Source organism: Snodgrassella sp. M0110, from assembly GCF_016101465.1.
Taxonomy (GTDB): domain Bacteria; phylum Pseudomonadota; class Gammaproteobacteria; order Burkholderiales; family Neisseriaceae; genus Snodgrassella; species Snodgrassella alvi.
Window position 1 is genome coordinate 346,471 of the sequence record NZ_JACFQM010000002.1, and the last position, 22,622, is coordinate 369,092.

Annotated in this window: 16 protein-coding genes; 6 read left to right on the forward strand and 10 right to left on the reverse strand. The window is 40.0% G+C overall.

Annotated features, from left to right (window positions below; translation table 11 throughout):
* Window positions 1-53: 53 nt before the first annotated feature.
* The 5 genes from sbmA to H3T84_RS04430 form a co-directional block, all read right to left on the reverse strand.
* Window positions 54-1,256: a peptide antibiotic transporter SbmA gene (sbmA, locus tag H3T84_RS04410; RefSeq protein ID WP_198218279.1), complete on the reverse strand. Its 1,203-nt coding sequence runs from the start codon at window positions 1,254-1,256 to the stop codon at window positions 54-56.
* A gap of 484 nt (window positions 1,257-1,740) precedes the next feature.
* Window positions 1,741-2,469 (reverse strand): 5'-methylthioadenosine/adenosylhomocysteine nucleosidase, encoded by a 729-nt coding sequence (locus tag H3T84_RS04415; RefSeq protein WP_078475270.1) that lies wholly within the window; start codon window positions 2,467-2,469, stop codon window positions 1,741-1,743.
* 146 nt (window positions 2,470-2,615) lie between these two features.
* Window positions 2,616-4,397, reverse strand: a complete 1,782-nt coding sequence (gene recD, locus H3T84_RS04420) for an exodeoxyribonuclease V subunit alpha (RefSeq protein ID WP_198218286.1) — start codon at window positions 4,395-4,397, stop codon at window positions 2,616-2,618.
* Window positions 4,398-4,432: 35 nt separating this feature from the next.
* Complete coding sequence (lolD, locus tag H3T84_RS04425) at window positions 4,433-5,128, reverse strand: lipoprotein-releasing ABC transporter ATP-binding protein LolD (protein ID WP_198218294.1); 696 nt, start codon at window positions 5,126-5,128, stop codon at window positions 4,433-4,435.
* Window positions 5,121-6,371 carry a lipoprotein-releasing ABC transporter permease subunit gene (locus H3T84_RS04430; RefSeq protein ID WP_174833174.1) on the reverse strand — a complete coding sequence of 417 codons (1,251 nt, stop codon included), beginning with the start codon at window positions 6,369-6,371 and terminating at the stop codon, window positions 5,121-5,123. Before H3T84_RS04430 ends, lolD begins: the two co-directional genes overlap by 8 nt.
* A gap of 471 nt (window positions 6,372-6,842) precedes the next feature.
* On the opposite strand from H3T84_RS04430, the gene H3T84_RS04435 reads away from it, so the two are divergent.
* Both H3T84_RS04435 and H3T84_RS04440 read left to right on the forward strand, forming a co-directional pair.
* The gene (locus H3T84_RS04435; protein WP_198218296.1) at window positions 6,843-9,620 is read left to right on the forward strand and encodes a flavocytochrome c; all 2,778 of its coding nucleotides are present in this window, start codon (window positions 6,843-6,845) and stop codon (window positions 9,618-9,620) included.
* Window positions 9,621-9,644: 24 nt separating this feature from the next.
* Entirely contained in the window at window positions 9,645-10,613 is a 969-nt protein-coding gene (locus H3T84_RS04440; protein ID WP_198218297.1) for an FAD:protein FMN transferase, read from the forward strand.
* Between the two features lie 75 nt (window positions 10,614-10,688).
* Here H3T84_RS04440 and hisC read toward each other — a convergent pair whose 3' ends face one another.
* The 5 genes from hisC to H3T84_RS04465 all read right to left on the reverse strand — a co-directional run bounded on the left by hisC (window position 10,689) and on the right by H3T84_RS04465 (window position 16,638).
* Entirely contained in the window at window positions 10,689-11,747 is a 1,059-nt protein-coding gene (hisC, locus tag H3T84_RS04445; protein ID WP_198218299.1) for a histidinol-phosphate transaminase, read from the reverse strand.
* Between the two features lie 81 nt (window positions 11,748-11,828).
* A complete protein-coding gene (locus H3T84_RS04450; protein ID WP_198218301.1) occupies window positions 11,829-13,364 on the reverse strand; it encodes a SulP family inorganic anion transporter in 1,536 nt (511 codons plus the stop codon).
* A gap of 38 nt (window positions 13,365-13,402) precedes the next feature.
* Window positions 13,403-14,578 carry a 5-(carboxyamino)imidazole ribonucleotide synthase gene (locus H3T84_RS04455; RefSeq protein ID WP_198218303.1) on the reverse strand — a complete coding sequence of 392 codons (1,176 nt, stop codon included), beginning with the start codon at window positions 14,576-14,578 and terminating at the stop codon, window positions 13,403-13,405.
* Between the two features lie 466 nt (window positions 14,579-15,044).
* Window positions 15,045-15,662, reverse strand: coding sequence for a ricin-type beta-trefoil lectin domain protein (locus H3T84_RS12415; RefSeq protein WP_174833168.1), 618 nt, complete (start codon window positions 15,660-15,662; stop codon window positions 15,045-15,047).
* A gap of 28 nt (window positions 15,663-15,690) precedes the next feature.
* Window positions 15,691-16,638, reverse strand: a complete 948-nt coding sequence (locus H3T84_RS04465; protein WP_198218305.1) for a class I SAM-dependent methyltransferase — start codon at window positions 16,636-16,638, stop codon at window positions 15,691-15,693.
* 417 nt (window positions 16,639-17,055) lie between these two features.
* Between H3T84_RS04465 and H3T84_RS04470 the strand changes: the two genes are divergently transcribed.
* The 4 genes from H3T84_RS04470 (at window position 17,056) to H3T84_RS04485 (ending at window position 22,382) form a co-directional block, all read left to right on the forward strand.
* Window positions 17,056-18,390, forward strand: a complete 1,335-nt coding sequence (locus H3T84_RS04470; RefSeq protein WP_174833166.1) for a DEAD/DEAH box helicase — start codon at window positions 17,056-17,058, stop codon at window positions 18,388-18,390.
* Window positions 18,391-18,684: 294 nt separating this feature from the next.
* Window positions 18,685-18,825 (forward strand): hypothetical protein, encoded by a 141-nt coding sequence (locus H3T84_RS04475; RefSeq protein WP_157784913.1) that lies wholly within the window; start codon window positions 18,685-18,687, stop codon window positions 18,823-18,825.
* Window positions 18,826-19,738: 913 nt separating this feature from the next.
* On the forward strand, window positions 19,739-20,278 hold the full coding sequence (locus tag H3T84_RS04480; protein WP_037394009.1) for an RNA pyrophosphohydrolase: 540 nt from the start codon (window positions 19,739-19,741) through the stop codon (window positions 20,276-20,278).
* Between the two features lie 127 nt (window positions 20,279-20,405).
* Window positions 20,406-22,382, forward strand: coding sequence for a DNA topoisomerase IV subunit B (locus H3T84_RS04485; RefSeq protein ID WP_198218307.1), 1,977 nt, complete (start codon window positions 20,406-20,408; stop codon window positions 22,380-22,382).
* Window positions 22,383-22,622: the final 240 nt, after the last annotated feature.

Here is a 22,622-nt window from a genome sequence, read left to right on the forward strand (position 1 = left end):
GTCAGAACAGAATCGGTTAACTATAGAATTTTCCAAACTATCATAAATAACTATCAATTTTTGTCATTCAGTATAGATTCAAAAGCCTTCAGACGTTTATGAATTGATAGCAATTCAATAATGGTTTTCCATGAACTGATAAGATACTGAAATGATTCACGAACATTATTAAATACATTTATAATTTGATTGATTAAACCCAGAGTCATTGTACCTGCTGCAATGGATGGCGATAATATAAATAAACCAAATAACCCATCCAGCTGTAAATACCATGTACTTACCATATTAAAATAGGCATAGTGAAAATAAAGTCTGTAGTAATTAACCCTTACCCGCTCAAAAAGTTCTTTTAATCTCGCTGGCTGAGCACGTTTGTCATTATCCTCTCCATAAACCAACTCTTTACGATATGCTGCTTCCACCTTTTGATTATTAAACTGAAGTCCGGGTAACTTAATACCAACTACCATCAGTAAAACTGTACCAAACAAGGACCAACCCAGTGCAGCCCAAACCAGTGAATATTTTATTTCACCAATTAACGGTAAGGCCGGCACATGACTTGATAACTGAAACAGGAGAGGTAAAAATGCAATCAATACCATAACCGCCCGCACCAGGCTGACACTCAGCTCTTCTACAATAGTGGCAAAGCGCATGGTATCTTCCTGAACACGCTGAGAAGCACCCTCGACAGTACGTAGTTTCGGCCAGTTTTCGATATAGTACTGATTCATGGCTGTACGCCAGCGAAATACATAATGACTGACGAAAAAAGCATTCAGCATAATTACTGTTACCGCGACCATTGCAATCAGCAAAAATGTCAGCATGTTCTGATATATATTACTGATTGGTCCGCCGCCGCTACTGAGCATCTTCTGAATCATGTCCCAGAACGGACCATACCAGGCATTAATCGTTACATTTACCTGTACATTGAACCAGATGTTAAAAAGAATTAAAGCAGAACCCCATATTGACCAGCGCTGCCACAGATGTTTTGCTACTACTGACCAGAAAATAGCAAAAATAGCTGTAGCCAATATAAACCAAAGATAAAACCACAAAAATGCAGGCGACCAGAAACGCGAAAGACCAATAGCCAGAGGTTTGGTCGCATAGCCTTGCGGCCAGCCAAACCACTCTCCGGCACTTTCACCTCCGCAATACCAGAGGGCAATATTCAGACCTATCCACAATATGGCAGATAGAAAAAACCAACGTGGCTTTGGAAAAAAAGACTGGAACACAATTTCATCCTGATGAAATAAAAGCCGTTTAAAAATAAACTGTTATTAATCTTAATTTTCTATAGCTGCAGACAGCACAGTAAATACAGTTATTACATAAGCAGCTATATTGTAAAGAAGCTATTAAATAGTGGCTTGTCTACAAAGTCAATTAATAATATTTAAATTTTTTATAATCAAATTTTTTCAGACAATAACTTAAATATAATCACACAGTACCCCATATCAAATTCAATTTCTGAGGAACCGGCAAAATTGAATTTTAGCAATGTCATGCTTGTAAGAAAATTTACTGCATAAACACGCTCAATCACAAATAATCCAAATTATTTATTATTTTCTGCCAAGACTAATAAATGTCTAAAGATTAACAGTACTCAACATTATATTAAGACAATTCAGAGCAAAAAATAAAAAAACAGAGCAGTATCAGAATATTTACTTATCTGAATATCTACTCTGTTTTCAGTATCACTACTCTAATTTACTTGTTTTCAAAGGCAGATTTATTCAATCCTGAAGTAATTAAGTTGATTACCATTTGCGCAGAATTACCGGCAGCCTGTTGCAGAAACTGATCAAAGCTGACAGAAGCATTTGCATCACCATTATCTGAAATAGCACGAATAATCACAAAAGGGATATTAAGCTGATAGCAAGTTTGCGCAATGGCAGCGGCTTCCATTTCTACCGCCACAACATCAGAAAATTTTTCTTTAATCAATCGATTTTGTTCAGCAGTACCAACAAACTGGTCACCACTGACAATTAAACCAGTATAGATTTCTGCACCTGTAAATACGTGTGCGGCTTTTCTGGCTGCATCAGCAAGATACTGGTTAGCGTTAAATCGTGCCGGTAATTGTGGTACCTGACCCGGCACATAACCAAAAACGGTTACATCAACATCATGATGAGCTATTTCGCAACCAACAACAACGTCGCCAATCTGAATACCGGCTTTCAAACCACCGGCACTACCAGTATTGATAACATAATCAGGTGCAAATCTTTCAATTATTACTGCTGTTGTCAACGCTGCATTGACTTTACCAATACCACTCAGTGCAAGTATCACTGGTACGCCCTTAATTTCACCACGATGAAAATAAACAGCACCAGCCTGACTATCCTGCCGGTTATCCAGTTGTTCAAGCAGGTAATCCAGCTCAGGCTGCATCGCCGCAATAATGGCAATTAAAGGTTTTTGCATAATTGAAACTTTATTCTGTAACAGAATCAAACAGAATAGCATAATCTTATTTTATTCACCACATGGATGTAATGACACAATAATTTAACGATTCACAGATGAATTATTTGAACAAAACAACCAATGCGGATTCAGATCCCGCTAACTCAGAATAAAGACAATTGCGTCTGGTTTCTCAATAATTGAGCCAGAGCTGTAGCTAATCCGCTATGCCGTTGCTGGTTATTTTTTATACCTTGTACTAGCTGTTTGGCCGTACCGCAAAAAGTAAACTGTTTTCTGGCTCTGGTTAATGCAGTATACAAAAGAGAACGGTTAAACAACGAATCATCAGCTGCTGCGCGCAACTGCGGAGCCAGCAACCAAACATCATCATATTCTGATCCCTGACTTTTATGTACCGTAATGGCAAAAGCTGCCTCATGCTGTGGTAAGCGGCTAAGGGAAACTGAGCGATAATTTGTCCCTTCAGCAAAATAAGCGAGTAAATGCCCACTATTATTCTGTTCAGGAAGAATCACGCCGATATCACCATTAAACAAACCCACACCATAATCATTCTGAGTAATCAGAATCGGCATACCAGCAAACCAGCTATCTGTATTCTGATGTAACTGAGTTCGTAAATAGCTTCGGTATTGCTGATTAAATGTTTCTGCATCAGTACGCCATGCAGTCAGCACCATAATATCGGTAAGATGGCTGAATACTTGAGTAATATTATTTTCAGCCACTGCCTGCCACCATAGCTGTTGCTGTGAATATAATTTGCGACACAGTACTTGTATATCAAATTGGTGCAGTTGTAACTGCTCTGGAAAACTGTTTACTGCATTAAGTGCAGACGTCGCGTCACCGTTGATACAAGCGGAGGCCAGAGCGCCAATACCCTGTGTCGCATCAAACCGGTAACTGTGAGTTAAAGTTGCAACATATTGAGCCATACCGGCATTATCGCTGACAGGAGGCAAAGACTGTTCGGGCAATAAAGCCGTAAGTTGCTTTTTCAGCTCAGGAGACAGCACTGTCGGCTGAGATAATTCAGCCAGCACATTTCCTGCGCCTACAGCAGGCAGCTGATTAGCATCTCCCAGCAGAATGATACGAACATCAGGCTTTAAAGCACGCAACAGTGCACGAAACAGAGACAAATCCAGCATCGAAGATTCATCCACCACCAGTATATCAACCGGTAAAGGATGTTCTGCATCAAATGGGCCTGTTAATAATGGAGGTTGTAACTGTAACAGGCGATGAACTGTCTGACCTGATAAATCTGCCAGCAATTGTCTGCTGTCATCAGATAATAGCAGTTTATCCAATGCACGTTGTAAAGCATTGGCCATATGTGCCGCAGCTTTGCCAGTTGGTGCCACCAGTGCAATGTGCGGCGGACGTGATAAATGCCAGGTATGTTTCAACAATAAACCCAGTATTTTGGCTACGGTAGTTGTTTTACCTGTTCCAGGCCCGCCATTAATCACTACAAAATGCTGAATAAGAGCCAGTGCCGCAGCAAAACGTTGCTGGGTACTGTTGGCATCAGGAAACCAGTCCGCCAGATCAGCGGCTACATCCATATTCAAATGAACAGGCGGAATACTAGCCAATGCCAGCATAGACTCGGCTATATCCTGCTCAAGCTGCCACATTCTTCCTAAAAATAAATGATTACTTTGCAAAATAAATGGCGTATAAGTACCAGCAGCTCCAACAAGAATTCTGCATTTACGAAGCGCCTCCGAATGCTGTCGAGGAACAATAATATAACTGTCTCCACGATTCAGCGCCCATAACAGCTTATCTGCCCATGGCTGAATAATTTCCCACTCATTCTGGGCAACCACACGAAGCACATGCTCAATTGCAGCAAGTGCTGGATGTGCAGACTGTTCCTGAGTTTCTGCCGGATTGATAGCTTCAGCCATATTTAATCAATCAATACAACCTAAACATTCATACATCAATGAACATTGAATGGTACTAATTTACCATCTGTTACCGTCAATACTTCATCAAAACGCTGAGCAAGCTCATCATCATGGGTAACAACTACCAGACTTGTATTCAGTTCATGTTGTAAATCCAGCATCATATCCAGTACATTGCCAGCATTTTTCCGATCAAGATTACCTGTAGGTTCATCAGCCAATATACAGGCGGGATGAGTAACCAGTGCACGGGCAATAGCAGCCCGTTGCCGCTCACCGCCAGACAATTCACCGGGGCGGTGGGTCATACGCTGCTTAAGCCCTACTTTATCCAGCATTTCCTTAGCACGTTCTTCTGCCTGAACTTTCGGTATGCGTCCAATCAGTAAAGGCATCATTACATTTTCCAGCGCAGTAAACTCTGGCAACAAATGGTGAAATTGATAAACAAAGCCCAGATACTGATTACGCAGCTGACCTATGGCTTTCTGCCCAAGACGGGTAATATCTTGTCCCATCAGACGTATAGTACCGCTACTGGGTGTATCTAGTCCGCCAAGTAAATGCAGCAAAGTAGATTTTCCGCTTCCGGACGCACCAACTATACTCACACTTTGACCGCATCTGACTTTGAAATCTAAATCCTCCAGTACAGATACCTGTAAATGTCCGTCATCATAAGTTTTGCTGACATGCTCACATTCAAAAACATACTCTGGTTTATTCATAGCGCAGAGCCTCCGCAGGCTGAGTTTTGGCGGCACGCCAGCTTGGATATAAAGTAGCAACGAAAGCCAGTAATAATGAAATAACAGCAATCATACAAACATCAGATAATTCCACATCGGAAGGCAGGTAGCTCACAAAATACACTTGTGAAGGAATCAGATGCTTACCAGTCAGATGTTCAAAAAAGGCAACGATCTGACCAATATTCAATCCGAGTGTCACACCAAAAAGTACACCGAAAAGAGTACCGAAGAATCCGGCTATGGCACCCTGAATCATAAAAATACGCATGATGCCGCCCGGAGAAAGTCCGAGTGTACGCAATATCGCAATATCAGCCTGTTTTTCAGTAACCGCCATGACTAAAGAAGAAACCAGATTAAAGGCAGCTACAGCAATGATTAACAACAGGATAATAAACATCATCCGTTTTTCCATCTGCACTGCATCAAAATAACTGCGATTTTGAAAAGTCCAGTCGCGAATCCAGATCTCATTATGAAGTTTTGCCGGCACAATATTTTGAACAACAGACGGAGCATTCTGCGGATCAGCCAGCTTTAAACGCAATCCGCTTACATTATTTCCCAGCCGGTACAGTTTCTGTGCATCCGTAATATGAGTTAAAGCGAGTGTATTATCCAATTCATAGATATTGGTTTTAACCACACCTACTAATGTAAACTGTTTCAGCCGTGGCACCATTCCAGCCGGCGTAACATTCCCATCGGGCGTAATAACAGTTATCTTATCTCCGATATTAGCACCCAGCGCATCGGCCAGATCTTTTCCTAAAAGAATACCAAATTCATCCGGTTTAAGATCAGCAAACCCATTTTTGGGCATACCCTTACCATAATCTGCAACTTTACCCTCCAGAGCCGGATCTATTCCGCGTATTTGCACACCTCGAACCTCGCCGGCATTAGCAAGTAAAGCCTGATCAGCCACATAAGGAGCTGAACCCAGTACTTGAGGATTACCTTTAACAAGTTTCTGCAAATCCTGCCAATGCTGATCCAGTCTGTTTTCATGGAATCCCATTTCAGCATGAGGAGCAACACTCAGGAGCTGATTGCGGATTTCTTTTTGGAAACCATTCATGACAGATAAAACGACAATTAATGTCGTTACTCCTAATGCGATCCCAACTATCGAGACTGCTGTAATGAATGACATAAACCCATTACGTTTTCTGGCACGTAAATAACGTAAACCAATCCATGTTTCCAAAGATGCCATGAGTACTGTATTTCAATAGAAAAAACAGATTGTACCTGAGCGCAGCAGACAAAGTCATGCTTATAAAGCAAATATCTGATCATTAATATTTGTAAAAAATTAATTTTTATCTTTTCAGTATGTTAAATAATATGCAAAAACGATACTAAATACGCTCTTCCGATAATATCTGTTTCAGTAATGAAAACTGTAAAACCAGATGCGGGTTTTGTATGTACCGTATGCATTACAAACTGCCCTATAAAAAGTGGCGCTGAGCAAATGCACTCATAGATAAATAAGCATTCAAAACTGACCTAAAACAAGTTATTTACCCGATTTAACCCGCATAATTTGATAAACATCAAAGCAATATATTATATATATTTCATTGCGATATATATCCCTTTTACTCAATAGATGATTATGAGCGTTTACGCTACCATATATTTAAGTCTTTTTATCCCGTTCTGATGAACTCGTATCAAAAATATGAATAAGCTATCTTCGCCCCTTTTCAATCCGCTGACGTTACCCAATGGTGCTGTATTAAAAAACCGCTTAGTTATGGCTCCTATGACTACTTGCTGTGGTTTCTATGATGGAACTGTAACAGATAATCTAATTGATTATTATCGTGAACGTGCCGGCAGTATTGGTACAGTAATTGTTGAATGCGGTTATGTTGATACTTTAGGACCGGCTTTTCCGGGAGCAATAGGCATCCATAATGATGATTGTATCGAAGGTCTGAGCCTGTTAGCCGCAGCCATAAAAGAGCGTGGTTCCAAAGCTGTTATACAAATCTATCATGGCGGACGAATGGTTGAGCCGCAATTAATCGGCGGTCAGACACCTGTCGGCCCCAGTGCGATTGCTATTCCGCGTCCGAATGCAACGGTCCCTGTAGCAATGACAGCCGGCGAAGTCGAAGATATGATTGATAAATTCGGCGAAGCTGTCCGGCGCGCAATTGCCGCAGGTTTTGACGGAATCGAAATACATGGCGCCAATACTTATCTTATCCAGCAGTTTTTTTCACCACACGCCAATCAGCGCCAGGATAAATGGGGCGGCAGCCGCGAAAACCGCGCCCGCTTCCCGCTCGCCATACTTGAAATCAGCCGGCAAATGGCTAAAAAATATGCTTCTAATGAATTTATTATCGGTTACCGGTTTTCACCGGAAGAACTCGAAGTGCCGGGCATTACTTTTGACGATTCATTGTTCCTGCTAGACAAGCTCGCTCAAATTGGTCTGGACTATATACATTTTTCAATGGCTGCCACACTGCGGCCATCCATCATTGACAGCAATGATGAAACACCATTAATTGATAAATACATACAATTACGTTCTGCCGTACTGGCTAAGATACCGGTTATCGGCGTCGGTAATGTCGTGAATAAAACTGACGCAGAAACAGCAATGGCACATGGCTATGATCTCATCGCTGCAGGGCGCGCCTGTGTGGCCTATCCTGACTGGGCTGAACGCATTCAGAAACATAATGATTTACAGCTATGCATGAACAGCGATCAGCGTACTAACCTGAACATTCCCGAACCATTATGGCGCTTTCCGCTTATTCATAGCATGGTAAGAGAAATCAATACCAAAAAATTCCATGCCGGTACCTATCAGCAAACTGTCAGCGACGATTTTGATAACCAATTTGTCATAAATGTAGAACTGGGGCAAGACTTTATCAAAGATTTGTCTTTAGTCAATGCCGAAAAACTGGATCATGTTTCTGTACGTAATTTCAATGAAATTAAAGAACGGATTCTGGCAGCCAACAGCCCTTATGTAGATGCAATCAGTGGCGCTACTTCACAATGTGATGCATTTAATAAAGCTGTAACCAAAGCCATATCAACCTCATATAAAGTAGCGACAATTGTAGAAGGCGGCGATGCTGATGATAAATCCTGTGACGTAGTAGTCGTCGGAAGCGGCGGTGCCGGACTGGCCGCAGCCATTGAAGCACATGATAAAGGGGCTTCAGTAATTATTATTGAAAAAATGCCGGTTATCGGCGGCAATACCAACAAAGCATCCGCAGGTATGAATGCGGCTGAAACCCGCTTTCAGCAGCAGGCAGGAATTACCGACCATAAAGAATGGTTTTATAACGAAACCCTGAAAGGCGGTAAAAATAAAAACAACCCGCAACTATTACACTACTTTGTCGAGCACGCTCCCGCAGCAATAGACTGGCTGGATGAAAAAGGAATCCAGTTAAATAACCTGACTACCACAGGTGGTATGAGTGTAGACCGCACTCATCGTCCTGATAATGGTGCAGCAGTCGGCGGTTTTCTGATTAGCGGTCTGCTGAAAAATATTAATGACCGCGGGATAGAGGTAATGCTGGATACCTCTGTAACAGATATTGAAATGAAGAACGGGCGTATTAATGCAGTAATCGTACACGACGAAGAAGGAAATGAACAACGCATCAGCACCAAAGCAATCATTATCGCAACCGGTGGCTTTGGAGCCAATGCACAGATGGTTACCCATTACCGCCCTGATTTAGCTGATTTTGTCACCACCAATCATAAAGGAGCAACCGGTTCAGGCATTGCTTTATTACAAAAAATTGGTGCCGGCACTGTTGATATGAACGAAATACAGATTCATCCCACAGTAGAGCAAAATACCGCTTATCTGATATCAGAATCCATCCGTGGCGGAGGTGCTATTCTGATATCGCAAAAAGGCAAACGCTTTGTCAATGAACTGGACACACGTGACAAAGTATCTAACAGCATCATTGCTCTTTCTGAACATTATGCCTATATATTATTTGATGAACAGATTTGTGCTGAAAATAAAGCAGCAGAAACCTACATCAGCAAAGGACTAGCGGTAAAAGCCGGCTCACTGGCTGAACTTGCAGAAAATCTGAATATTAATCCGAACTCTCTCATCGCCACTGTTGAGCGCTACAATCATTTTGTAAAACAGCAGCATGATGAAGATTTCGGGCGTACTACCGGCATGCGTCACCAGTTGAACCAGCCATTCTTTTACGCTATCCGCATTGCACCAGGCATTCACCATACTATGGGTGGTGTAACCATCAATACGAAGACAGAAGTTCTTGATACTCATGCAGAGATTATTAAAGGTGCTTATGCCGCGGGTGAAGTTGCCGGTGGTGTACATGGGGGCAACCGCATTGGAGGAAATGCCATTGCCGATATTATCATTTTTGGTATTCAGGCCGGTGATCAGGCTGCTGCATATGCTAAAAATCATTAATTACTGAAAAATACCTCATCACTTATGTCTGGTACAAGTTACACCTATAGCCAACAGTTAATGGGGACAACGGTTTCCCTGAAACTGTTCGTTGAAAACCTAACCGCAGTCTCTGCCGTTTTTAACGCTATAGAGCAACTGGAAGCTCGGTTAACGGTAAACCGCTACCACTCAGAGGTAATGAGCATTAACCATGCTGCCGGCAAACAGCCGGTAGCAGTAAGCAAACTGGTTTTTAAATTAATCAGTCAGGCTAAAGCAGCCAGCCTGTTACCTAACAGCAAGTTTAATCTGGCAATTGGTCCGTTGGTGAAATTATGGAAAATAGGTTTTAACGGACGCAGTATTCCGGAAAAGGATGAAATAGCCCGTAGATTAACACTGACTAACCCGCATCACATTGAGCTGAATCGGACAAATCAAACTGTATATCTGGCTAAAGCTGGTATGGAAATTGATTTAGGAGCCATTGCTAAAGGCTATATTGCGGACATTATCAAATTGCTCTTAGCTCAATATAACATTTTTCAGGCAATTATCAATTGCGGAGGTAATGTACTAACAATCGGCTACTCACCAATTACTGCTGACAAACAATGGCATATTGGTCTGAAACGCCCTTTTGCCGAGGCAAACAATCTGCTCGGAATCATACATGTCGAAGACAAATCAGTAGTCACTTCCGGCATTTATGAACGCTATTTCATTTTTAACGACCAGCTGTATCATCACATCCTTGATCCGCACACCGGCTATCCTCTGAATAATGAGTTGCACAGTGTAACCATCATTTCAGATAACTCATTAACCGGAGATATTTATTCAACTATTTTTTATGGCTTAGGTATCAGAAAAGGTTTGAATGAACTGAAAAAAAAGCAAAATATCGGAGTTATATTCGTAACACGGAATAAAAAAATAATCATTCAATCCAATCAGCATTTTATATTTGAATTAATAGCAGATGATTATCAGCTCATCAGCTATTCTTAACTGCATTAACCAAACAAATACCTTTTTATGATAATTTGCAGCTTGCAGACCAGCAAAATCAGAATGTATATTTGTCTATGGATTCAGCATTTCTTCCAATACTTCAATCAGCCTTTGCTGTTGTTGCTGTGTTCCGACACTGATTCGTAAAAAATTATTGATTCTTTCCTGAGGAAAATGCCGAACCACTACACCATGCCGGCGTAACTCAGCAGCAATTTCCACAGCTGTTTTATTTTTATGACTTGCAAAGACAAAATTGGCATTAGAAGGTAAAACCTCAAATCCGAGCTGAGACAGATGTTTAGTCAGCCAGATACGGTTTTCAATAACTTTGGCACAAGTTGAGCGAAAATAATTTTCATCTTCGAATGCCGCAATAGCTCCAGCTTGTGCTAAACGATCAAGCGGATAAGAATTAAAACTGTTTTTTATCCGCTCAAGTCCTTCAATCAGCTCTGCTTGCCCTAGTGCAAGACCAACCCGCATACCGGCAAGCGAACGAGATTTTGAAAGTGTCTGTACCACAAGCAGATTAGGATAATTAGCAATCAGTGCCACCGCAGACTCACCGCCAAAATCAATATAGGCCTCATCTACCAGTACTACACAATCCGGATTGGCTTGTAATATCTGCTCAACCTGAGCCAAAGACAAAATACATCCGGTAGGTGCATTCGGATTAGGAAAAACAACTCCGGCCTGAGCATCATAATAATCAGCCGGATTAATAGCGAAGTGCTCATTAAGCGGGATATAACGAGCCTCAACATCATATAACTGACAATAGACCGGATAAAAACTATAACTGATATCGGGTAATAATAATTGTTGTTTTCCCTGAAAAAAAGCAGCAAATGCCTGAGCCAGTACCTCATCCGAACCATTACCCACAAAAATCTGTTCTCTTGACAAACCATAATAATCAGCAATGGTTTGTTTTAATCTATCTGCATTCGGATCAGGATATAAACACAAATCTTCAGTTGCAGCCTGTATTGCTTTTAATACCTTTGGAGAAGGTGGAAATGGATTTTCATTGGTATTCAGTTTAACCAGATTGGCTATTTTAGGCTGCTCTCCGGGTACATAAGGTTGCAGCAATTTGGTTTTCTCACTCCAGAATTTACTCATTTTCTCTCCAGTCTGAATGAAATACTCATTATCAAAAACTCAGAACTAATATCCCTATCAACAATTATCATATTGAGCAAATTACGCTATTACAGAACCATTATTATACTTATGACATATTAACAAAGATTCAGCACTAAGGGTACTGAATTGCTCGGATGATAAATAATCCAGCTTTTTAGCAATAAGTACCCGGCATGTTTTTTCATTCAGACCACATACAAACAACATTTTTTCCTGCTGATGCAATCTACGGGCAAGAGCCTGTAAATGAACAAATACAGTTACATCTGCATGACAGCCCGCACTCAAATCCAGATATATATTTTTTACATCTAGACTAATAATCATATCATGGCTTCGATTCAGCAGCGTACCGACGTTAGCGAACAATAATAACTGAGGCAAAATGATCACCGCTTCCTGCGCGATGATTTGAACTTCTGGAAATAAAACCGGCCAGGCATACATTCGGAGCGAATACCAGCACATTCCTATTAAAGCAAAAGAAATCACCAGCCATAAACCAGTACAGACACCAAACATAATAATCAGACCAGCAGAGATACATAACCATAGCAAATCACCCCATTGCCAGTAATAAAAACGCAATTCACACCAGTTAATCTGCACACAGAGAACATACAGTGCAATTACTGCAAGTACAGGCAATGGTACATACGCCAACCATGACCAGCAGTAAATCAATACCATAAGCAATAGCATAACTATTAGCGTATTACGTCTGATTTTTAATGCCTTATCGGCCACATAACCTAAACTTATGACCAGGCCTCCGGTAAATGAAGACAATATATTACTAAAACCAACCAGCGCGACACTGCGCCGGAACTGTTTCGGTAAATACTGACAACTTTCTACATAGATCAATAATGCAATTGTAGCACTCAGAAAAAACAACAAAGGCCAGTCAGCATGTACCGGATTCATAAATGGCCAATACTGTTCATCCAACTGAACCGGAGTGGCTATACCTACTAGTGCAAACGGCCATATATAACTGAGAATCCATACCAGTAGCAACACCCACAAGGCCTTAGGCTGAGACTTACTTCTCCATAATACCAGCAAGGCAAAAGATAAACTGGCCAAAACCACACTTGGCCAGTTCCAGCCATACCATTTAAGAATCAGTTCCCACAACCCCTGCCATGAACTTTTATTAGCCGGAACACCAAGAATGACCGGAATAAGCATGGCGAACAGTGTTAAAGTCATACCCAGACCAATACCATGCCAGACCGGACGGGCAATCCAGTTCAGACAATGTTTGGGTAGTATAAGTGACATAAGTAATAACCACCCACCAGTAAACAAGGTGAGCATAATAGCCACAGTAATACGCTCACTCACCACTCCTGCATAATAGGCTATTGAAGCCATCAGTATTAACGCTGAAAACGGTGCTGGTGTTAATAACACTTTTTTCGGACCACCCAAAATTATACTACTGAGCAAAGCACACATTACACCAGCCATTGCCATAGATATGGGTAAACCGGCAATACCGGCACAAGCAAGTGCCATTGGTAAGACATATCCTAATAATTTCCAGCCATCAGACATCCATACCAATGGAGACTGTTTTGTGCTCATTAGTTTCAAGGTATTATCCTTTGTTCATATTAACAGGATTAATCTGAAGCAGTAGAAGAGTTTTGAGCTGAGTTTTGCAGGTGAAGATGAAGATTGCGTGCTGTTTGCCATGCCTGATCAGGGTTATCAGCCAGAACAGTAAAATGTCCCATTTTACGGCCGGGTCTTACCTGTTTTTTACCATACAGATGTAAACAGGCAGTTTTATGATTCAGAACAGCATTCCAGTTCGGTTCGCCGTTTTCAGGCCAGACATCACCAAGAATATTCGCCATACAACAAGGCATTAATAAATCTGTGGCTGCCGGCGGCAATCCACACATCAACCTTACCTGCTGCTGAAACTGATCAGAAATACAGGCATCTAAAGTGTAATGACCTGAATTGTGTGGCCGGGGAGCAATTTCATTAACAAGCAACTGCATTTCATTGCCAGCAACAAACATCTCAACTGCCATCACCCCTTGATAATCCATGGCTTGCGCCAGCTGATTAGCCATATTTTCAGCCTGTTTTAATACAGGCTGCGGTAATCTGGCTGGTACTACAGAGTAAGCAAGAATACCATTTTGATGTTGATTTTCTGCCGGTGGAAAACAAACAGTGTGCTGATTATTAAGACGGGCAACTACTACTGATATTTCAGCATGTAAATCCACCTTTTTTTCCAATACACAGCGTACTTGCGGCAGTCGGGTAAAAGCAGCCTGCAATTCCGCAAGAGAATCAACTGCTATCTGTCCTTTTCCATCATAGCCCAGAGTAGCTGTTTTCAGAATCCCCGGTAACAATGCATTCAGAGAATCATTAATATCAGACTCAGTACTGATAACAGTATACGGCACAGTAGTCAGACCGGCTCGGGCAATCCATTCTTTTTCCTGCTGCCTGTCCTGAGCAATCGCAACACAATCACCTGATGGCGATACAACTGTATATTGCGCCAGCCAGCGCATAGATTCAGCACTGACATTTTCAAACTCTGTCGTAACAGCAGCACATTTAGCCATATTCTGCAGAGCTTCAGCATTATTAAAATCAGAACATAAATGCACATCAGCAAACTGTGCTGCTGGCGCATCTGGATCAGGATCCAGAACAGTTACCTGATAACCCATTGTTTTAGCAGCTACAGTGAACATCGCACCCAGCTGACCACCACCTAAAATACCCAGCATCGCTGGTGGCAGAATACAGGAAGAAAAACGAGACATAACGGTATTAAAGTTACCTTATCCAGAAGATAAACAATATTAGCTGAAATTAAACATTTTTGCAGTTACAGACATCAGTATGAAATCGCCATATTGAGCACAAACTTGTTATTTTTACCATATTAATAATTTAAGCAAAAATTCTCAGCAACTGTCACTTTTACCCTGCATTAGTTACTGAATCAGAACAAATTAGTCTGAATTTAGCCCAGACATATACCTACATTTATGATTCATAAATATAATGGATAAAATTCTGATAAGTGTAAATTGTTACAAATATGCATTATTTTAACATAAAAAAATAAATAATTACATAAAATAAATATTAAGATTTAGCTGATATCTATTTAATATCTATAAAATTTTATTATTAAAACAAAATATTACAAATATAAAATTATTTAATAAATTATATAAATATAATTTATTAAATATAATTTATTAAATATACTTAGCAGTAATATTAATGAAATTGCTGACTTTCCTCATTAGTACAAGGCTGCAATTGCAAGCGCCTTTGTGAGCCATCCACACATAAATTACTGTTTTTGTCGCGAAGCTGCCTGCCTAGCAGCAACCAATTATTATTCTTGTCTGGTTCACAATAAACCGTACCCACCACATTATTTTTTACCGCCAGACAGCGGTTATTGAACCACACCTGACCCTGATGAAAATAAAAAGCTTCACTAATTTTATCTCCGGCACAGGAATCAACAACTACAGATTGCCAGACTGAAGACATACCATCACTGCGCAAACAACCATGATTTACCGGACGTAAACTGATACTGGATGCAACAGGATAAACAGGCGGATATGGCAAAACTGACGGATAATGCGGATAAGGCAATGCTGCCGGATAAACAGGAGTATCCGTATATATTACAGTTGTACCGGCAGGAGCATCAATATGTACAGTTTTATTAATGGTTGTAGTTGATGAAACAGGCAAATCGACAATAACATGACGTTCACCATGTCCGGAATGATAGATGACCTCTGCCTCAGCAACAGATAACAACAACCCAGACAAACTCAATATACCAGTAGCCAAAAACATTCGTGCAGATCGAATCATTATTTCCTCCCGAATATCTACTCATTAATTAACCCTTCCGGATTTCCCAGCATTGATGAATGCGTGTATTACGAAAATCTTCAGGTATTGTTTTTTTGGAAATATTACTTACATCATAACGCTGTTCCAAAACCGGATTTAATTCAAAACTGCGAAGATTATTTGAAAAATACAAACTACCCTGCTTTGATAATAAACGCATTGCACCATCTATCAGTTTTTCCTGATCACGCTGAATATCCAGTATATCCAGCATTTTCTTACTATTTGAGAAACTTGGTGGATCCATTACAATCAAATCAAACTGTTTTTTTTCTTCAGCCGCTTTTTGCAAATAATGAAACACATCAGCTCGAACTATTTGATGAATCTGCTTATCCAGCCCGTTTAATTCAAAATTTCGTTGCGCCCATTGCAAATATGTATTTGACAAATCTACAGTTTCACTGAATAAGGCACCACCAGTTGCAGCATATACCGAGAAACTGCCCGTATACGCAAATAAATTCAAAAAACGTTTTCCCGCTGCAAGAAGGCCTATTTTCTGGCGGGTATTACGATGATCAAGAAATAAACCTGTGTCCAGATATTTATCCAGATTTACCCAGAATGAACGCCCATGTTCATGAATCACGAAATCCGTACCGGTAATACCGGTTTTTTCATACTGATCTTTACCTTTTTGCCGCAGTCTTTTTTTGATATGAATATGCTCTTTGGGCAAACCAGTCACAAATAAAATAGCTTCTACTACTTCAGCCAGCCAGTCTTCATAATCTGTTTTATGCATTAGCCAGCCAGTATCATATTCCTGTAAATGTACATGATCAGCATAAATATCCACAACAAATGGATATTGCGGTATATCCCGGTCATACATGCGCCATGCTTCAATATTCTGACGCTGCGTCCATTTACGCAAATGTTTAATATTTTTGCCTAGGCGGTTGGCAAAAGCACCTATATCATTACTCATAAATAAAATTTCAAATTTCTACCGTTCGGTACATTAACAGTCATATTGTAACGGAAAAAATTTTATATTCCCTTGCAAATTTACTCATTATGACATGACTATCCTATTGCTTAAAAACATAATATATCTTATAATTTAGTCGATAATTTGAAACCATCGTTTACAACCTTAAATAAATACGGCGAACTCAATATTACTTTAATTGTTTATAATGCCGCCCTTCGCAGCAATGCGTCCGTTGTCTGGTTGTCGCCGATGTATAAAATACCCAAACACACACGCTTACGACAACCAATTGCTATCTTTTCTTTGTTTATTTTCTTCTTGGCTTAAGCTAGCAACAGTTCCCAGTAATCTAATTTCACATCAATAAACTAGATTATCACGTTTGGTTGGTCGTTTAACCAAAGGAAAATCATGACATTGTCTTTTTCAGATTTACATTTAGACAAACAACTTACTACAGCTCTTACCGCTGCCGGCTACGAAACCCCTACTCCGGTGCAACTGGAATCTATTCCGGCTGTTCTGAACAATCAGGATTTAATGGTTTCTGCTCAAACCGGTTCCGGCAAAACAGCTGCATTTTTATTACCTACTCTGCAAAAATTGCTTAAACGCAGCGAAAAATCAGGCAAAGGACCCAGAGCTCTGGTATTAACCCCTACACGTGAACTGGCCCAGCAAGTTGAAAAAAATGCCCAGATTTACGGTAAAAACATGCCTTGGCTGCGCACAGTAACACTAGTAGGCGGTACTGCATTCGGTCAGCAAATTCGCGCATTATCCCGTCCGATTGACCTAATCGTTGCCACACCGGGACGTTTAATGGATCACATGCGTCAGGGTCGTATTGACTTTGGCCGGCTGGAAGTGCTTATTCTGGATGAAGCAGACCGGATGCTGGACATGGGTTTTATTGATGATATTGAGACCATCGTTGCGGCTACCCCTGTTGAGCGGCAGACTTTGTTATTTTCAGCCACATGGGACGGCATGGTTGGTAAGCTTGCTCAGAAATTGACACAGCAGCCGCAAAAAATTGATATTGCCCGCGAAGAAAAGCAGGGCAAAATTGATGAGCAACTGCTTTACTGTGATGATATACGACATAAAAACCGCCTACTTGATCACCTCTTGCGTGATACCAGCATTGATCAGGCTGTAATATTTACTGCTACCAAAGCCATGTCTGAACAACTGGCTGATGAGTTGTATGAAAAAGGCTTCTCAGCTAACTGCTTGCATGGAGATATGCCTCAAGGCTGGCGTAACCGTACATTGATGGATTTACGCAAAGGCCGGATTAAAATACTGGTTGCGACTGATGTTGCAGCCCGTGGCATTGATGTACCAACCATTACACATGTTATTAACTATGACCTACCCAAGCAGGCCGAAGACTATGTACATCGTATTGGTCGTACAGGTCGCGCCGGCCGCACCGGTCTGGCCATTACCTTTGCAGAAGTAAACGAGTACATTAAAGTACATAAAATTGAACGCTACCTGAATCGTAAATTACCTGAACAAACCATTACCGGCATGGAACCAACCCGTAAGCGCGCAGGTAAAATAGCGAATAAAGGTCGTCGCTCGTTTGGTAACCAAAGCAAAAACAGCAACTGGGGAGCCAAACGACGCCAGTCCGGTGAACAGCAGCCAAACCGCTCACGTCATAATAGTCCAGCAGCCCGTCAGCATAGTAGTCAGCCAAACAGACGTAGCAATAACAGTCAACCTAAACAATAAATTTAAATATCATAATAAATGGTCAGGTTAAGATTTGGCCTGACCATCTACCCCATTCTACAATTCTTCTGATAATCAATTCCTCTTCAATTTAAAGACAGACTTACAATACTGTCTTGCAAAAATCTGTTATATCTTATATATTGTTTGATGAATAAATAAATCATCATGTTAAAAATAATAACTGTACACAATACTGACAAATATTATTATCTTATCAGTAAAATTGTACTTCCAAGTTATAAATAACAACAGTTGGTGCTCCACACCAGCAAGCGAGAAAGGATTTTTATTATGCAACATCGTCGTAGATTACAAATTTTTCAGGCAGCGAAACGAGCTGCTTTTTATCAACATACTCAGACTGGAAATGGCAAAGAACAAACTCATGAAAATGAAAAAGCCATTCACAACCTGGAACCTATTCATCAATAAAACTTAATTGATAAAAAGAGCCTTATCTTTTCAGATAGGGCTCTTTTTTATTGATCTACATTTAAGCCTGCTAAAAGCAAAGAAAATTAGTTTTTTAGAAACGTTATTACCTACATTAAATAACTGTAAATTCATTAGTTTTTGTTTATAATAAAATTTTAAAATATAAAAAAGATCGTGATAAAGTGAAATCTTTTCAGTTGAATCTATTTTAATCTAATTGTTAAACACAGACTCTATTATTTTTGCAGCATTCAATAATTATTAATTAGTATAGAAATATTTTTTAATAACTAATTCTTTAATATTTTTACCTCTATAGAATTGAATACAGTTTTCATAAGCTAAATAATTGCTACCATAGAATAAATATTATAATCATCAAAAATAAATTCTAAGCTAAAGATCACAGCGAAAACAAAATTATTAAATTTATTCGTATTTGTATTAGCATTTATTTCATTAATAATTTTAGTTTTATCTATATAACTAAACTAATTTTTTACTATCTTTTATAAAGATACAGGTTTTTTACGCTTTTAAAGGATTTAAGATTTATTTATTATCTGGTTTATTAAAACTATGAATAAAAATTATGTAGAACGAATACACCTTATACAAATAACAATAATCCTCACTGGAGCTTTCATAAATCAGCACGTATCGATTCTTAATACCCAGACTCATCTATGTACAATTTGATTAATTAATACGAATTCAAATATTCAATTAATCTTTATCTCTTGCTTAAAGTGGTACCCGGATATAAACCCAGATTTCTAACTATAGAAATTCAAACATGCCGATATGATATAAAATTTACTTAACTTGATATGATATTTCAAATTTAATCCTTACTGGTCTCAGCGCGTGATTTGTGCGAAAATTCAATTTATTTATTGGGCGAACTACCATGTTAGATAGAGAAGGTTATCGCCCCAATGTCGGGATAATCATTACCAATGACCGAAACGAGGTTTTTTGGGGCAAACGAGTACACGAACACTCTTGGCAGTTTCCTCAAGGAGGCATTAAGCCGGGGGAAAGTCCAGAAGCAGCCATGTATCGCGAACTGATGGAGGAAGTCGGTCTGTTGCCTCATCATGTCAAAATAATCGGACGCACTCGGGACTGGTTACGTTATGATGTACCTACACATTGGATTAAACGCGAATGGCGTGGTTCTTATAAAGGTCAAAAACAGATCTGGTATCTGCTACGGCTGACCGGGCGGGAAAGTGATGTTCACCTGCGTGCTACCCACCACCCCGAATTTGATGCCTGGCGTTGGCACCAATACTGGGCTCCTGTTGATGAAGTTATTGAATTCAAAAGAAATGTCTATTTGAATGCATTACACGAGCTTTCACGCTTTTTACACGAACTGCCCAGCTGGACTGAATTTGTTCAAACTCGACAAAATCATGATGATAAATATTCACTGGCTGAATGATTGCCTGTGAATAGTTCTGTATTGAAGATTACACCAAAATTCTGAATCTGAAACAAATTACCGAAAAAATAAATTTTTTACGGTAATTTGTTTTATATTGCGATTAATACTTATCTAAAAATAAATTATGAGCAAATCCACAACTTATGATGAATCCAGTGTCACCGTTCTGAAGGGTCTGGCACCAGTTAAAGAACGCCCTGGTATGTATACCAGAACGGATAGCCCTACCCATATCATTCAGGAAGTAATTGATAATGCCGCAGACGAAGCTCTGGGCGGCTATGCACAAAATATCGATGTTACTCTGAATCCCGATGGATCCGTTACCGTCAGAGACAATGGTCGCGGCATTCCCACCGGATTACACCCAACCGAAAAAGTACCCGTAGTTGAACTGGTTTTCACCCAACTTCATGCTGGTGGTAAATTCAATAAAAAAAGCGGCGACGGTGCTTATGCTTTTTCAGGTGGCTTACATGGTGTTGGCGTTTCCGTGACAAATGCTCTCTCCTCCCGACTTGAAGTGACTGTTAAAAGAGCTGGAAATATTTATCATATTGCCTTTGCTGGTGGTAACGTCATTAAACCTTTGTCTGTAACCGGTAAATGCGCCGTTAAAGACAGTGGTACCGAAGTTCGTGTCTGGCCTGACGGACATTACTTCGATAATCCGCAATACAATCTGCCTGAACTGGAACGCAATTTACGTGCTAAAGCAGTTTTGTTACCCGGCGTGAATGTTACCCTTACTCGCTACCAGAATGATACGGATGAAGCTCAGACACAAAACTGGCATTATCCGAATGGCCTGAAAAGCTATTTACTTGACTTACTCTCAGACAGCCAGACTACCACACCCATTTTCTCCAGTGAAAATTATTTAAACTCAAATCATGGAACTGACTTTAATCAGGGTGAAGGTGCAGCTTATGCATTAACCTGGCTAGAGGAAGGACATGCTCCCGGCGAAAGTTACGTTAACCTGATCCCTACCGCTCTGGGTGGTACTCATGAAGCTGGGCTAAAACAGGCAGTTTTTCATGCTGTAAACAACTTTATCAATCATCATAATTTACTTCCGCGCGGCGTAAAACTACAATCAGACGATGTTTTTTCACGTGTTGCTTTTGTTCTTTCTGCCCGTTTGCTTGATCCGCAGTTTCAGGGACAGACAAAAGATAAACTAACCAGTCGTGATGCACTCAAACTGGTAGCTGCAGTGTGCAGTGACCCATTAGAACTCTGGTTAAACCAGAATATTGATACTGGAAAAAAAATAGCTGAACTGGCGATTAGCCAGGCACAGGCACGAATGCGCTCAACTAAAAAAATTGAAAAGAAAAAAGGTTCCGGCGTAGCTGTTTTACCAGGCAAACTTACTGACTGTGAAAGTGAAGATATTCGCGAAAATGAGTTGTTTCTGGTTGAAGGTGATTCTGCCGGTGGTTCAGCCAAACTAGCTCGGGATAAAAATACTCAGGCGATTCTTCCTTTGCGTGGTAAAGTTTTAAACAGTTTTGAAATTCACCGCGACCAATTATTTGGTAATGCTGAAATACATGATATTTCAGTTGCCATCGGAGTAGATCCGCACGGAAGAACCGATAATCCCGATTTATCCGGCTTGCGCTATGGAAAAATAGCCATATTATCAGATGCCGATGTTGACGGCGCTCATATACAGGTTCTGTTACTTACCTTGTTTTATACCCATTTCCCACGATTGATAGAGGCAGGACACATTTATGTTGCCCAACCGCCACTTTTTCGTATAGATGTAAATGCACAGGGTAAAAGCAAACCTGCACGCAAAATTTATGCTCAGGATCAGGCCGAACTGGACAGCATCAAGGACAGGCTGCAACTAGAAAAAAGTACTTACCATATAAATCGCTTTAAGGGTTTAGGCGAAATGAATCCGGATCAGCTTAAAGATACGACTATGAATCCAGATACACGCCGTCTGTTACAAGTACATATCCCGGATGAAGAGAACAGTGAAACCCGAAATATTTTTATCAAATTAATGGGAAAAGGTGAAGCCGCATCCAGAAGAATATGGATGGAGGCTGAAGGTGATAAAGTAGAAACCGACATCTGATGAATCTGATTAAAGGTTGTTATCACACTATCGATAGCAACCTTTATAAATTAATTTATAAATATAATTTAAATTTAAAATCAAAAATTTATATTAAAAATAAATAATCTTTCATATAAATACCTTATAAAATATTGAAATTTTATATAACTGAGTAACCAGCTTAATTTATAGTCAATAACCTTCAATATTAAAAATTTAACTATTTTTGACATAAATCAAATAATAGTTAAATTAAAA

Coding starts and splice junctions, on each gene's coding strand:
- H3T84_RS04485 (WP_198218307.1), top strand. CDS start 20,406: ATGAGCAAATCCACAACTTATGATGAATCCAGTGTCACCGTTCTGAAG.
- H3T84_RS04470 (WP_174833166.1), top strand. CDS start 17,056: ATGACATTGTCTTTTTCAGATTTACATTTAGACAAACAACTTACTACA.
- H3T84_RS04450 (WP_198218301.1), bottom strand. CDS start 13,364: ATGAGCACAAAACAGTCTCCATTGGTATGGATGTCTGATGGCTGGAAA.
- H3T84_RS04480 (WP_037394009.1), top strand. CDS start 19,739: ATGTTAGATAGAGAAGGTTATCGCCCCAATGTCGGGATAATCATTACC.
- H3T84_RS04465 (WP_198218305.1), bottom strand. CDS start 16,638: ATGAGTAATGATATAGGTGCTTTTGCCAACCGCCTAGGCAAAAATATT.
- H3T84_RS04415 (WP_078475270.1), bottom strand. CDS start 2,469: ATGCAAAAACCTTTAATTGCCATTATTGCGGCGATGCAGCCTGAGCTG.
- H3T84_RS04440 (WP_198218297.1), top strand. CDS start 9,645: ATGTCTGGTACAAGTTACACCTATAGCCAACAGTTAATGGGGACAACG.
- lolD (WP_198218294.1), bottom strand. CDS start 5,128: ATGAATAAACCAGAGTATGTTTTTGAATGTGAGCATGTCAGCAAAACT.
- H3T84_RS04455 (WP_198218303.1), bottom strand. CDS start 14,578: ATGTCTCGTTTTTCTTCCTGTATTCTGCCACCAGCGATGCTGGGTATT.
- hisC (WP_198218299.1), bottom strand. CDS start 11,747: ATGAGTAAATTCTGGAGTGAGAAAACCAAATTGCTGCAACCTTATGTA.
- H3T84_RS04475 (WP_157784913.1), top strand. CDS start 18,685: ATGCAACATCGTCGTAGATTACAAATTTTTCAGGCAGCGAAACGAGCT.
- H3T84_RS04435 (WP_198218296.1), top strand. CDS start 6,843: ATGAATAAGCTATCTTCGCCCCTTTTCAATCCGCTGACGTTACCCAAT.
- recD (WP_198218286.1), bottom strand. CDS start 4,397: ATGGCTGAAGCTATCAATCCGGCAGAAACTCAGGAACAGTCTGCACAT.
- H3T84_RS12415 (WP_174833168.1), bottom strand. CDS start 15,662: ATGATTCGATCTGCACGAATGTTTTTGGCTACTGGTATATTGAGTTTG.
- H3T84_RS04430 (WP_174833174.1), bottom strand. CDS start 6,371: ATGGCATCTTTGGAAACATGGATTGGTTTACGTTATTTACGTGCCAGA.